This is a genomic window from Roseovarius gaetbuli (assembly GCF_900172365.1).
Taxonomy (GTDB): domain Bacteria; phylum Pseudomonadota; class Alphaproteobacteria; order Rhodobacterales; family Rhodobacteraceae; genus Roseovarius; species Roseovarius gaetbuli.
Map to the genome: position 1 here is coordinate 38075 of NZ_FWFJ01000028.1, position 14120 is coordinate 52194.

The window sequence follows — 14120 nt, forward strand, 5'->3', positions numbered from 1 at the left end:
ATTTGACCCTTGATTTCAAACCCAGATACTTTCGAACGGCCTATACTCTTCAAGGCACTGTGAATTTTTCCTGATACCTGATTGAGATATCCTGCTTGCACTTCATGCTTACAATACTTGCCATTCCGGGCACTTCGACCGCGCTTACGCAGCCATGGGGGTCGACATGCTGAACGAATTGAAACTGTTGGTTCAGTCGGACGAGAAGCTCGCCGACGCTGATCTTGATGAGGAGACGCGCACGTGTCTGGAGGCCCGCCGCGCTGCTGCGCAGGAAAAGCTCGAGGCGAATGGTCAGGACGTTGATGTGTTGTTGGAGCAACGCTGGGACGTCGCGAAAAAGCGCCAGACCGCCCGAATGGCCACCAACCCCATTTTCGACGGGGTCGAGGTCTCGATCTCGGGCTACATCATTCCCGCGCCACAGGCCGCGGATGGCAGCGGGTTCGGCTACCTGGTTCCGCAGATCGGAATGTGCAGCCACCTTCCGCCGCCACCGCCAAATCAGCTTGTACGGGTTCGGCTGTGGGCAGATCAGCAGGTCGGGTCGCTGTATCTACCGGTTCGGGTCTCGGGGCAGCTGCGCGTCGAGCCAAGTGATGAGACCATATTCGTTCTCGACGGGGAGTCGCGCATGCTGAGTGGCTGGACCCTCAACGCCGAAACCGTCGAGTTGCCGGAGGGTTGAAGCCAAAATGGTCGGACCTTTACCCCGTATCTTGAAAGTTGGTGGCGGCGCCGGGCGGCGCTGCCCCTGTGAAAGAAGAATAATACTCTGATGGCGCATTAAAGACAGTCGCCTGCCAGATACCAAGAAAATCAATAGAAACCAAAATTGAAATGGAGACACCAATGAAGAAGCCAAGACATCTACTGGCCGGGACCTTCTTGCTAAGTGTCATGTGTGCCGTTCCGGCCTTGGCACAAGACTATGACCTCGTGATCAATAACGGCCGGGTCATGGACCCGGAAACGCTGTTCGACGATATCGCCAATGTCGGCGTGAAGGACGGGCGCATCGTTGCGATCACCAAGGACGCGCTTACTGGTGCCGAGACGGTGGATGCGACCGGCCATATAGTGGCGCCGGGCTTCATCGACACGCATTTCCACTTTCAGATGCCAATCGGTTATTCCCTCGGGTTGCGCGACGGGTTGACCAGCAGCATGGATTTCGAGATGGGCTGCGCGGGATCCTATGTCGCCGCCTGGTACGAGGCGCGTGCCGGTGTGACCCAGGCCAACTATGGCTGCGCGGTCAGCCACGAATTCGCCCGCGCGGTGGTGCTCGACGGTTCGGACGGCCCCGAGTACCTGATTAACGGTCCCGTAGCCGCTTATGAAACCCGAAAGAAGCCGGGCTGGAGCGTGACGCGCCCGACCCTGGAACAGGGCAACGCGATTCTTGAAGAGATTGACAAGGGCCTGATGGCTGGCGCACCCGGCATCGGCAGCACCACGGGCTATATGAGAGCGGGCATCTCTTCCCGCGAGTTGTTCGAGGTGCAGAAAGTTGGCGCACGCTATGGCCGCCCGACTGGCTCACATACACGCTATACGCTTGGCAACGACACGACCGAGGTCAACGGCGCGCAGGAACTCATCGCAAACGCAATCGCGCTCGGCGCGCCTGCGATCGTCCTGCACTTCAACAACCCCGGCTGGCGCGTGACACACCAATTGATTTCAGGGCTGCAGGAAAGGGGCTTTAACATATGGGGGGAAATCTATCCCTACGCTGCAGGCTCCACCACGATCAATGCGGAGTTTTTGGAGCCTCAAAGCTGGGTCGACGATCTGGGCAACCGCTATGAGGAAACCATTCTGGATCCGGTCACGAATGAGTACTATACCCTCGAGACCTACAAGGCGACCATCGCATCCGAACCGACCAGGCCGGTCGTCGTGTTCAAGATGCCCGAAGAAGATCAGGCGAAGTGGCTGACGCTGAAGGGCGTGACCATGGCCAGCGATGGGGTTGGTGCCCAGCCGTACGACGCCCCGTGGGATTTCCCGATGGACCAGCTGGGCGGCACACACCCCCGGACCGCCGGATCCCGAGGAGCCACGATCCGGCTCGGTCGGGAAAACAACATCCCGATGATGCAGCTGATGTCGATTCTCAGCTACAACGCCGCCAAGCATCTGGGCGATACGGGCCTGAAGGCGATGCAGGAACGGGGCCGCATCCAGACCGGGATGGTTGCCGATATTGTGGTCTTTGACCCCGAAACTTTCACGGACAATTCCACCTACGAGAAGGGTGCCGTCCCTTCGACGGGCATGAAAGCCGTGATCGTCAACGGTCAGGTCACCGTGCGTGACGATGTGCTGCTTCCTGTCTTCGCCGGTCAGCCGATCCAGTTTGACCCCGAAGACAAGCCGCGCTTCGTGCCGGTCTCGCTGGAAGCATGGAATGCCCAATTCTCGACCGGGATGCCCAGTGACTTCACGGGCGCCTTCCCTGTGGACGGTGGAAATTGATCGTGATCGCATCCAAACCAGGAGGCGGGACCGTGCGGTTTTTGATCTCTGTCTTCGTGGCGGCCTTATTGGCCGCCACTCAAGCAACGGCAGAACCGGAGGCCATCGAGTTCTCCGACTTGGCGGATCCGTTCGCCGTTGCCTTTGAAGACCCCTACGCAGCCATGGGGGTCGACATGCTGAACGAATTGAAACTGTTGGTTCAGTCGGACGAGAAGCTCGCCGACACTGATCTTGATGAGGAGACGCGCACGCGTCTGGAGGCCCGCCGCGCTGCTGCGCAGGAAAAGCTCGAGGCGAATGGTCAGGACGTTGATGTGTTGTTGGAGCAACGCTGGGACGTCGCGAAAAAGCGCCAGACCGCCCGAATGGCCACCAACCCCATTTTCGACGGGGTCGAGGTCTCGATCTCGGGCTACATCATTCCCGCGCCACAGGCCGCGGATGGCAGCGGGTTCGGCTACCTGGTTCCGCAGATCGGAATGTGCAGCCACCTTCCGCCGCCACCGCCAAATCAGCTTGTACGGGTTCGGCTGCGGGCAGATCAGCAGGTCGGGTCGCTGTATCTACCGGTTCGGGTCTCGGGGCAGCTGCGCGTCGAGCCAAGTGATGAGACCATATTCGTTCTCGACGGGGAGTCGCGCATGCTGAGTGGCTGGACCCTCAACGCCGAAACCGTCGAGTTGCCGGAGGGTTGAAGCCAAAATGGTCGGACCTTTACCCCGTATCTTGAAAGTTGGTGGCGGCGCCGGGCGGCGCTGCCCCTGTGAAAGAAGAATAATACTCTGATGGCGCATTAAAGACAGTCGCCTGCCAGATACCAAGAAAATCAATAGAAACCAAAATTGAAATGGAGACACCAATGAAGAAGCAAAGACATCTACTGGCCGGGACCTTCTTGCTAAGTGTCATGTGTGCCGTTCCGGCCTTGGCACAAGACTATGACCTCGTGATCAATAACGGCCGGGTCATGGACCCTGAAACGCTTTATGACGACTTTGCCAATGTCGGTATCAAGGATGGCCGGATTGTCGCGATCAGCAAGGACCCGCTTACCGGTGCCGAGACGGTGGATGCCACCGGCCAAATCGTGGCGCCGGGCTTCATCGACACCCATTTCCATTGGCAGACTCCAATCGGCTACCGGGTCGGGTTGCGCGACGGGTTGACCAGCAGCATGGATTTCGAGGCCGGCTGTGCGGGATCATATATTGCGGCCTGGTATGAAGCGCGCGTCGGCGTGACCCAGGCCAACTATGGCTGCGCGGTCAGCCACGAACTTGCCCGCGCGGTGGTGCTCGACGGGGCAGAGGGCGATTTTCTGATAAACGGCCCCATTGCCGCTTTGGAAACCCGAAAGAAGCCGGGCTGGAGCGTCACGCGCCCGACCCTGGAACAGGGCAACGCGATTCTCGAAGAGATTGACAAGGGTCTGCAGGCGGGCGCACCGGGCATTGGCAGCACCGTGGGCTATATGCGGGAGGGCGTCTCTTCCCGCGAGATGTTCGAGGTGCAAAAGGTTGGCGCACGCTATGGCCGCCCGACTGGCGCGCATACACGCTATACGCTTGGCACCGACACGACCGAGAACAACGGCGCGCAGGAACTCATCGCCAATGCCCTGACACTGGGTGCCCCGGCGATTGTTCTTCACTTCAACAACCCCGGCTGGCGGCTTGCCCAGCAAATGATTGTTGGGCTTCAGGAACAGGGCCACAACATCTGGGGTGAAATCTATCCCTACGCTGCAGGCTCCACCACGTTGAATGCGTCGTTCCTGCAGCCGGAGAGCTGGGTCGGGCAGTTGGGCAACCGCTATGAGAATACCGTGCTGGATCCGGTCACGAACGAGTACTACACCCTGGAGACATTCAAGACCGACATGGCCGCCAATCCGACCAAGCCGATCGTCGTGTTCAAGATGCCCGCCGAAGATGCGCCGAAATGGTTGACGCTGAAGGGCGTCACCGTGGGCAGCGACGCGCTTCCGCCCGAACCGTACTTCGGCCCGTGGGATATCCCGCTGGACCAGCTCGGCAACACCCACCCCCGCGCGGCGGGCGCCCGGGGTATCACGATCCGTTTCGGCCGGGAAAACAACATTCCGATGATGCAGCTGATGTCGATCCTCAGCTACAACGCGGCCAAGCATCTGGGCGATACGGGCCTGAAGGCGATGCAGGAACGCGGCCGCATCCAGACCGGCATGGTTGCCGATATCGTGGTCTTTGACCCCGAAACCTTCACGGACAATTCGACGTACGAGAAGGGTGCCGTGCCGTCAACGGGCATGAAAGCCGTGATCGTCAACGGTCAGGTCGCATTGCGTGACGACAAGGTGCTTCCTGTCTTCGCCGGTCAGCCGATCCGGTTTGAACCCCAAGACAAGCCGCGCTTCGTGCCGGTCTCGGTAGAAGCGTGGAATGCCGAATTCTCGACCGGGATGCCCAGTGACTTCTCGGGCATCCCCGCGGACGGTGGCAACTGAGTGTGATGTGATCAGGCAAGAAGACGGGGTCATGCAGTTTTTGATCTCCGTCTTCCTGGTTGCCATTCGCTCAGATCTTGAGCGCGGGCTGCCGGTTCAACGTTTTCAACACCGAACGGAACAGTCTCGAAACCTATCTCACAGAAAAGGAAGAACGAAAATGAAACTTCACAACACCATCATGGCCCTTGCGGTTTCCGCGGCGGCCACCTTCGGCCCGGCATACGGCCAGACAGCGGAAGGCCAGCCTGTTGCCGCCGCTATCGAGCGGGTCGCGACGAAGCTTGCCGGGCGCATCGGCTTCGCGGCGCAGGAAATCGGTGGCGACGATGTCATCGCGTTCAATGGCGATGAAACCTTCGCCATGGCCAGCACCTACAAGGTTGCGATCGCCACTGCGATAATGGACCGCGTGGACAGGGGGGAACTGAGCCTCGACCAGATGGTCGAAATCACACCCGACATGATGATGATCGGGGACGCTGCGCTGAGCGACACATTCGTGCATCCCGGGCTTCAGCTTTCGGTGGCGAACCTGATGGAGATCATGATCACTGAGAGCGACAACACGGCGACCGACACCTTGATCGGGCTGGCTGGCGGAGCCGCGGCAGTGACCGAAAACCTGCGCAGGCTCGGGATCACCGATTTCAGGGTCGATCGGACGACTGGCGAGATCATCGGGGAATTCTATGGCCTGCCGGGACCTGCCACGATGAAAGTCGCCACAGAGGCCTTCAAGACCAACCCGGAGCTTGCAACGATCGTCAGTGACCGCAATCTGGACTTCGAGGCGGATCCCCGCGACCACGCAACGCCCCTTGCGATGCTGCAACTCCTGCTCGCCATCGACAGCGGCACGGCGATGAGCGCCGAGAGCCGCAACTTCCTGATTGACATCATGTCGCGCACGCGCACCGGTGCTGGCCGACTCAAGGGGCTGCTGCCCCGGGGAACGCCCGTGGCGCACAAGACCGGAACCATCGGGGGCGTGGCCAATGACGTCGGCTATATCACGCTTCCCGACGGTCGTCGGTTTGCCATCGCCGTGTTCACCAAGAGCAGCGAGTCATCCGAGGCGGACAGGGATCGGGCCATTGCCGAGGTCGCGCGCTCGCTTTACGACTACTTCTACGTCGGACAGATGGCGAAGTAGTAAACGGGGAAACTTCGCCGTGCAGGCTGTGCCAGCACGATCCTGCCCGGCGAAGACAGAACCCTCCGGGAAGAGCTGTCGTTATCCCGCCAGAAGAAATCCAGCGAAACTTCCAATGCAAAGGAAAAACCCAGTGAAGAACCTAATGAAACCACTACCTGCCCTGCTTGTGTCGTCGCTACTGTGCGTCACACCGGCACTCGCACAGCAGGCCATGACAGAAGAAGAGGGCCAGGCGACCTTTGATGCGGTGCTCGCCGAAGCCTCGGAACTGATCAAGGAACTGAACATCCCGGGACTTGGTATCGGGGTCATCCATGGGCCCAACGCCTACGGTGCCGGCCTCGGTGTTACGAACGTCACCACCGGAGAGCCCGTTACCACTGATACGCAATTCCAAATCGGCTCGGTGACAAAAACCTTCCTTTCGACAACGGCCATGAAGCTGTCCGAACAGGGCAAACTGGATTTGAACGCGCGTGTCGTCGACATCCTGCCGTGGTGGAGGGTCGCGGATTCCGACGCGACGTCGAAAGCCCGGGTCGTCGACCTGTTCCACCATCACGCTGGCTGGTATGGCGACCATGGGTTCCTTCCTGTTCCTCCGGGTGGGTCGATCAGCGAGAAGGTCATGCTCCAGGCGGCTTACGTCGAGCAGATCTATCCGTTCGGTCAAACCTGGATGTACAACAACACCGCCATCACCTTCGCGACCCATGTGGTGTCGCATGTCGGCGGAAAGCCGATCGAGGACCTGATCGAAGAGAACCTGTTGACTCCGCTCGGCATGGAGTCGTCATCCTTCAACTACGACCCCACCCCGCCGGCCAAAGATTACGCATGGGGTCATCCGCCGATCTACGGCGAAGGCAGCATCAGTGATCTCAAGCCGTACTACATTCCGTTGATCAGAGAGTCTGCAGCCTCCGGCGGAATCCGGTCTACGGTTACCGACATGCTGAAATACGCCCGCTTTCAGCTGGACGGCAAGGACGCCGCCGGGAACCAGCTGCTGTCCATGGAATCGCTGGACTATGCCCACGCTCCGGCAGTCGACGCTTCGGTCGGCGAGTTCACCGGACTGACATGGTTCGTCCATGACTACGACGGCGTCACCAGCCCCTTCCACGGGGGGAATTGGCCCGGCACGCGGTCCTTTCTGAAGTTGATCCCGGAACACGACTTTGCCGTGGTGATCATGGTCCACAGCGATCGCGGTGTCGAAGCCTACAGCAAAATTGCGGACGACATGGTCAAAGCCTTCACGGGAATCGAGGCCGACTCTCCGGTCGCAGCGGGCGTTGATCCGGCTGTGCTCGATCCCTTCGTCGGCGTCTTCAAGGGGAATTCCCAGAACATCGAGATCCGCAAAGAGGGCGACAAATATGTGTTTGTCCAATTCTCCGCATTGACCAGCGGAGCGGATCCCGCGCCTGCCAATGTGGCCAACACGGCCGAGGGCTATTTCATCATCACCGAAGGCCCGAACGAGGGCGCCCTTGGTGAATTGCTCGAAGATCCGTCCGGCGAACCTAACTTCGTGCGGTTCAACCACCGGATCTTCATTCGGGGCGACGGGGCGGTCGATGAATTCGACCTCTCCGGCTCTGTGTTCGACAAACCGGCTGAGTAAGAGCCACGAATTCGGTGGAGGGGCGATCCTGCACAGCGCAGATAGAACTCTCCACCGAACGCGCTGCATCGACAATAGGAGAAGTCGGATGGGAAAACTAAATCTAAAGACCTTGGCCGCGACGCTTGCCGTCGCCGTGAGTGTCGCCTTGCCGGCAGCTGCTCAGGAGGCCGATGGGCCGATCCTGTTCACTAATGTGAACGTCTTCGACGGCGTCAACGAAGCCCTGATCATGAATGCCAATGTCGTGGTGACAGGCAACAAGATCACCGCGGTGTCAACCGAACCACTTGCTGTCGCGGGTGGCACGGTGATCGACGGCGGCGGGCGCACGCTGATGCCAGGGCTGATCGATGCCCATTGGCACTCGTTGTTTGCGACGCTTTCTGTGGCTGAGTTGATGACAAATGATCTGGCCTATATGAGTTTTAAAGGGGCTATAGCGAACGAGGGCGCCTTAATGAGAGGGTTTACCACTGTTCGCGATATTGGTGGAAATGTCTTTTCAATCAAGAAGGCGACTGATGAAGGGCTTATAAACGGACCACGCATCTACCCTTCTGGGGCGGTGATTTCCCAGACTTCGGGTCATGGGGACTATCGTGCACCTTTGGCTGTGCCCGAGAATCCTGGGCAACCTCTGGATTATCTTCAGCAAGCAGGTATAGGGATAATAGCGGACGGGGTGCCCGAGGTAATTAAGCGGTCGCGAGAAATCTTGCGCCAGGGCGCGTCCCAGCTCAAAGTGATGGCCGGCGGCGGGGTGTCATCAGACTTCGACCCGTTAGATGTAACCCAATACACGTTTGCTGAAATGAGCGCCCTTGTGGAGGTCGCCAACACCTGGAATACCTACATCGCGGTACATGCCTTTACGGACACGGCCGTCAAACAGGCCTTGGAAGCAGGTGTGAAGAGCATTGAGCATGGACACCTGTTGGGTGAAGACGTAGTCAAACTCTTGGCTGAAAAAGGTGCATGGCTCAGCATGCAACCCATTCTCGATGATGAGGATGCCATTCCCTTTCCTGAGGGCTCGCTCAATAGAGCAAAATTTGTAACTGTGACTGCGGGCACAGACATCGTTTACGGATATGCCAAGAAACACGGCGCAAAAATCGCCTGGGGTACAGACGTGCTTTTCGATGCAGGACTTGCGGCAAAACAAGGCAAGTTATTGGCCAAGATGAAGCGCTGGTTCACGCCCTTTGAGGTGCTGAAAATGGCAACACACGACAATGCCCAGTTATTAAAGCTGTCCGGTCCACGCGACCCCTATCCGGGGGAGCTAGGGGTAGTGAAGGTGGGCGCATTGGCTGACTTGATTCTAGTAGAAGGAAATCCGCTCGAAAATATCGATCTCGTCGGCGACGCGGAGGCCAACTTCGACCTGATCATGAAAGACGGCGTCATCTACAAAAACACCATCGAGTGAACTTTTTTGCTGCAGGCGTTTAGCCAAAAAAATGCCTGCAGCGATTTCTTGAATTTACTGAGGGAAAGAATTGGGCATGCCTCTGCATCCCCGATCGAGAACTGGAGAAAGCATGAGACTATTATCTACAGCCGTTGCCATCATTGGATGGTGTTCCGTTGCCGTTGCGCAGGATGATCCTGCGCGCACTCTGTTCACCAACGTGCATGTCTTTGATGGCGTTAGTGCCGAGCGGATCGAGAACGCTAATGTACTCGTTGAAGGCAACCTGATCACCGCCATTTCCACCGAACCTCTTACTGTTGCCGGGGGCAGGGTGATCGACGGAGGCGGGCGCACGCTGATGCCCGGCCTTTCGGATACACATACCCATCTGGCCTACTCCTCTATCTCTCAGATGCGAATGCTGACGGGTCACGCTTCCTATGGCTACATCCGCGCGACAGTGGACGCCGAAGGCATGTTGATGCGCGGCATCACAAGCGTTCGGGATATGGGTGGTAACGTCTTCGGCCTGAAGACAGCCATTGACGAAGGCCTGATTCCCGGCCCGAGGATCTATACGCCAGGGGCCTTGATCGGCCAGACAGCCGGGCATTTCGACTTCCGGTTCGGCAACCAGCCCCATGTTCAATTCGGCGGCACGACTCCCGATTGGGAAAGACAGGGCCATGCCTATCTTGTGGATGGCGCGGATGAGGTGCTTGCGGCTGCTCGCGAAAACCTGAAAAATGGTGCATCCCATATCAAACTGGCGATCGGCGGCGGATACGGCTCGCCTGCGGACCCTCTTCTGGGCAATCAATTCACCTTTGATGAAATTAAGGCGGCCGTGGATACGTCAGGGGATTGGGGCACCTATGTCACCGTTCACGGGTATCACCCTTCCGCCATCAACCGGGCGATTGACGCGGGGATCAAGGACGTCGGCCACGGCCAGTTGCTGGATGATGCAACCTTGCAGCGGATGTCCGACGAAGGCGTTTTCCTGAGTACCCAGCCATTTACAGTTTGTAGCGAGCCACAGTTGGATGATTTCTCGAACTCCAAGCTGGCGGTGGTCTGTCAGGGTACAGAACGGGTGTACAAAGCCATCAAGAATTTCCCTGATCTGAAGGTGACCTACGGCACCGACTTGTTCTTCCTTCCCGAAGAAGAGCTTGCCAAACAAACGCAGCAGATGGAGCGGTTGCTGCCGTGGTTCGAGCCTGTCGAAATCCTGCGGATGGCAACGAGCACTGCGGGCGAACTGTTCGAGTTGAGCGGCGATATGCGCAACCCCTATCAGGAAGGTTCGCTTGGTACAGTTGCAGTGGGCGGCTACGCAGACCTCCTGCTTGTCGAAGGCAATCCGCTTGAAGACCTCAAAGCGGTAACCAACGTTGATAACCTGAAAATCATCATGAAAGATGGTCAAATCTACAAGAACACCCTGAACTGAGTTTTTGTATAATGATGATCCACCAAAGGAAAAAAGATGACATCAAGACTTACGCTTGATCGACGCGGCTTTCTTTCCGGCGCAGCTGCTGTCGGTACAGGCTTTTTCGCGCCTGCCATCTTCACGCGCCCGGCGTGGGCGCAAGAAACCGCAGATGTCATCTTTTCCGGCGGCACCATCATCACCATGGATGCCGTGGCCCCTCGGGCCGCGGCGCTTGCGATGCGCGGTGAGCGTATCATGGCGATTGGTGCCATGGATGAGCTTGAGGGCCTGCGCGGATCGAACACCCGTCTTGTCGATCTTGACGGACGCACCATGACGCCGGGCCTGTTCGACCCGCACATGCATACATCAATGGTTCAGCTTGATGCCTTCGTGGATGTCGGCATCTTCGCCAATGTTACCTATGACGATGTGATCACCAAGCTGCGCGATTCCGTTGCCAACACGGCCCCCGGAGAATGGGTCTATGCGGCGAACTACGACCCTGTCCTGATCAAGGGCGCAAAGGTTCCGACACTGGCGGAACTCGATGCGCTTTCGCCTGAAAATCCTTTTTTCATGCTCGAAAGCAATGGCCACGTCGCCTATACTAACAGCCGCGGCTTTCAGGCGATGGGCATCACCCGCGATACGCCTGACCCGGCCACCGCGCGGTATCTCCGCGACACCAACGGTGAGTTGACCGGGCGGCTGGAAGAGCCACCAGCCTATTTGCCCTTCATCGCCGCCTTGCCGCGACTATCTGTCGAAGAAAACGCGGCCCACATAAGGGCTATTTTCGATAAAGCCTCGAAGCTTGGGGTGACGGCGATGCAGGACATGAGCATCGGTGCCCTCACTGGAGGCAGCGGCGATATCGATATCCTCAACGCGGTCATGGCGGGCGCACCGCCCGTTCGGCTCCGTGGCGCGCTGCAATCGACCCAGATGGACATCTGGAACGGACTGGGGATGTCTCCGAACAAGGGCGACGACATGTTCCGGTTCAACAAGGTGAAGGCCTGGGCGGACGGATCGAACCAGGGGTTTTCCGGCTTTCAGCGCGAAAACTACCTCGGCAAGGACACGCGCGGTGCCCTTAATTACACCCAGGATGAACTGGCTTCGGTCGTCCGCGATGCCCATGGTGCGGGCTGGGACGTTGCGATTCACGCCAATGGCGACGCGGCCATCGACATAACGCTGGATGTTTACGAGGGCGTCCTGAAAGAGACGCCGCGCACAGATCATCGCCACACGATCCAGCATGCCAGCGTTCTGCACCCCGAACATATCGAACGGATGGTAGCGCTTGGCGTGTCGCCCTCGTTCCTGATCGGGCATGTGCGCTGGTGGGGCAAGGCGTTCCGCGACGAGATCCTCGGACCCGAACGCGCGCAGTTTTACGATCCGGTCGCGTCAGCCATGGCGGCCGGTCTTCCAGTGTCATTCCATTCCGACTACAACGTGACGCCCCTTGGCCCGCTGCGGATGGTCCAGGATGCGGTCACGCGGATCATGGCAGACGGGGGGGATGTGTTTTTCGAAGATGAACGTGTTTCGCCGGACCTGGCCCTGCGTGGGGTCACGATCGACGCGGCATACCAATGCCGGATGGACGGTATCTGTGGCAGTCTGGAGGTCGGAAAATATGCCGATCTGACCATCCTCGAAGACGATCCGACCAAAGTGACCCCCATGAAGATAGAGGATATTGTTGTCAGCGAAACGTGGCTGGCGGGCGAACAGAAATTTGGCGCCTGATGCTGATATGAAGTGGGACTGGGCGTTGAGAGGACCGGTACCACTCTGATCTGTATGCCTATAACGACGTGCCGTGCGATCCACCGGCCCCTGGTAAATAGCAACGCTTTCTCGGTGGAACCATAAAACAAAAGCGTTTTCAGAAGGAAACCTGACCTGTGACACTGAAGATTTCGACGAAATATTTCTGGCTTGGAGTGCTGACGATGGCTCTCGGTACCGTTGTGCTGTTCAATGCCGTGATTGCGTCCGCGGCTATTGTTACGGTTACAGGTATCTTTCTCTTACTTGGCGGCGCTTTACAGATTGCCCTCGGGGTCTGGGCTGAAGGCCTCGGCACCAAGGTGCTGACCTGGGGTCTGGGCGCGTTGACAGCATTTCTGGGGTGGTCGTTCATGGCCAACCCGCTTGCCGGCATCATATCGCTATCTACCTTTCTGCTGATCCTCCTCGCAGCAAGCGGCATCGTCCAGATCTTGTTCGCCTTCCGCGTCAGAGGCACACGGTTCTTTTGGCTCCTCTTGTTGGCAGGGTCAGTGTCAGTCGTGTTGGCAATAATTATCTTGTCATCACCGGGTGCGACGCTGACTCTGCTCGGGACTCTGCTCGGGGTCCAGATGCTTTCGGCAGGGGCAAGCCTCACAATGATGGGCAGGTTTTTCAAGGAAGTCCGGGAATAACGCAATGGCGGGCAGTGTCAGAGGAACTTTCTGTAGAAACATCTTGAACTAAAAAATCGCTTGGATAGGGAGAAAGAATCATGAAACGTAGAACATTCAATACATTAGCTGTCTCTGCAGGCGTTACTGCAATATCGTCACCTTTACTTGGGTCAGCGGAAAAAAGCGGAAAATTACGAGTCTGTTGTGTCGGTTTTTTTCATGAAACCAACACATACCTCACCGAAGGCATGGGCGAAACCACGCTGGACGGTAATCCCCCCATTTTCAATGGGGTCCAGCCGTAGAAATCACGCAGCTGTTTTCAGTTTCATAGCGGGTGTTATGCCGCCGATGCCCATGTTGGGGCGCTCATTGTTGTAAGTCCAGAGCCATTGCGTTGCCTGATCCTGTGCCTCCTCGATGGTTTCAAAGATATATTGGCTCAGCCATTCGCCGCGAACCGTGCGGTTGTAGCGCTCGATATAAGCGTTTTGCTGGGGCTTCCCGGGTTGGATGTATTCGAGCCTAACGCTATGTTTTTCAGCCCATTCCATGAGCTTGCCACTGACATATTCGGGCCCATTGTCGATCCGAATGGCCTGCGGCTTTCCGCGCCACTCGATGATCTGGTTCAGGCTGCGCACGACGCGCTCAGCGGGCAGTGAGAAGTCCACTTCAATGCACAAACCCTCGCGGTTGAAGTCATCCAGGACGTTCAGTGTCCGGATCGAACGACCGTCGGCCAACTGATCCGCCATAAAATCCATCGACCACGTCTCATTGGGCCTGTCAGGCACGGCTAACGGCTCCGGCTTGTCCCGCTTCAGCCGTTTCTTGGGTTTGATCCGTAGATTCAGCTCCAGCGCGCAGTAAATCCGGTAGACGCGTTTGTGGTTCCAGCCATAGCCTTGAACGTTGCGCAGATACAGAAAACACAGACCAAAGGTAAGCGTCCGGCCTCGCTGCTCTGACATTTCATAGAGTGTGTTGATAAGTGTCCACTATTGATAGTGGACATCTTGAGGGCGGATATGGCGGGCAAGAAGGGTCAGAAGAAGCGTTTTTGGTCGGA

The 14120-nt window shown here is 57.8% G+C and carries 12 protein-coding genes; 11 read left to right on the forward strand and 1 reads right to left on the reverse strand.

The window, feature by feature from the left end; genetic code table 11:
- Positions 1-166 precede the first annotated feature (166 nt).
- The 11 genes from ROG8370_RS13550 to ROG8370_RS20215 all read left to right on the forward strand — a co-directional run bounded on the left by ROG8370_RS13550 (position 167) and on the right by ROG8370_RS20215 (position 13353).
- The gene (locus tag ROG8370_RS13550) at positions 167-688 is read left to right on the forward strand and encodes a DUF3299 domain-containing protein (protein ID WP_170925245.1); all 522 of its coding nucleotides are present in this window, start codon (positions 167-169) and stop codon (positions 686-688) included.
- Between the two features lie 164 nt (positions 689-852).
- Positions 853-2484: an amidohydrolase family protein gene (locus ROG8370_RS13555; protein ID WP_212580083.1), complete on the forward strand. Its 1632-nt coding sequence runs from the start codon at positions 853-855 to the stop codon at positions 2482-2484.
- 32 nt (positions 2485-2516) lie between these two features.
- The gene (locus tag ROG8370_RS13560) at positions 2517-3182 is read left to right on the forward strand and encodes a DUF3299 domain-containing protein (RefSeq protein ID WP_139838155.1); all 666 of its coding nucleotides are present in this window, start codon (positions 2517-2519) and stop codon (positions 3180-3182) included.
- A gap of 164 nt (positions 3183-3346) precedes the next feature.
- Positions 3347-4972 carry an amidohydrolase family protein gene (locus ROG8370_RS13565; RefSeq protein ID WP_212580084.1) on the forward strand — a complete coding sequence of 542 codons (1626 nt, stop codon included), beginning with the start codon at positions 3347-3349 and terminating at the stop codon, positions 4970-4972.
- A 160-nt stretch (positions 4973-5132) separates the two neighbouring features.
- Positions 5133-6128: a class A beta-lactamase gene (gene bla / locus ROG8370_RS13570; protein WP_085827724.1), complete on the forward strand. Its 996-nt coding sequence runs from the start codon at positions 5133-5135 to the stop codon at positions 6126-6128.
- A 133-nt stretch (positions 6129-6261) separates the two neighbouring features.
- A complete protein-coding gene (locus ROG8370_RS13575) occupies positions 6262-7761 on the forward strand; it encodes a serine hydrolase domain-containing protein (RefSeq protein WP_212580085.1) in 1500 nt (499 codons plus the stop codon).
- Between the two features lie 88 nt (positions 7762-7849).
- Complete coding sequence (locus ROG8370_RS13580) at positions 7850-9196, forward strand: metal-dependent hydrolase family protein (protein WP_085827726.1); 1347 nt, start codon at positions 7850-7852, stop codon at positions 9194-9196.
- 112 nt (positions 9197-9308) lie between these two features.
- On the forward strand, positions 9309-10637 hold the full coding sequence (locus tag ROG8370_RS13585) for a metal-dependent hydrolase family protein (RefSeq protein WP_085827727.1): 1329 nt from the start codon (positions 9309-9311) through the stop codon (positions 10635-10637).
- A gap of 36 nt (positions 10638-10673) precedes the next feature.
- Entirely contained in the window at positions 10674-12386 is a 1713-nt protein-coding gene (locus tag ROG8370_RS13590; RefSeq protein WP_085827728.1) for an amidohydrolase, read from the forward strand.
- Between the two features lie 158 nt (positions 12387-12544).
- The gene (locus ROG8370_RS13595; protein WP_085827729.1) at positions 12545-13066 is read left to right on the forward strand and encodes an HdeD family acid-resistance protein; all 522 of its coding nucleotides are present in this window, start codon (positions 12545-12547) and stop codon (positions 13064-13066) included.
- An 80-nt stretch (positions 13067-13146) separates the two neighbouring features.
- Complete coding sequence (locus tag ROG8370_RS20215) at positions 13147-13353, forward strand: hypothetical protein (RefSeq protein WP_139838156.1); 207 nt, start codon at positions 13147-13149, stop codon at positions 13351-13353.
- 3 nt (positions 13354-13356) lie between these two features.
- Here ROG8370_RS20215 and ROG8370_RS13600 read toward each other — a convergent pair whose 3' ends face one another.
- Positions 13357-14022 (reverse strand): IS3 family transposase, encoded by a 666-nt coding sequence (locus ROG8370_RS13600; RefSeq protein ID WP_370738340.1) that lies wholly within the window; start codon positions 14020-14022, stop codon positions 13357-13359.
- Positions 14023-14120 lie beyond the last annotated feature (98 nt).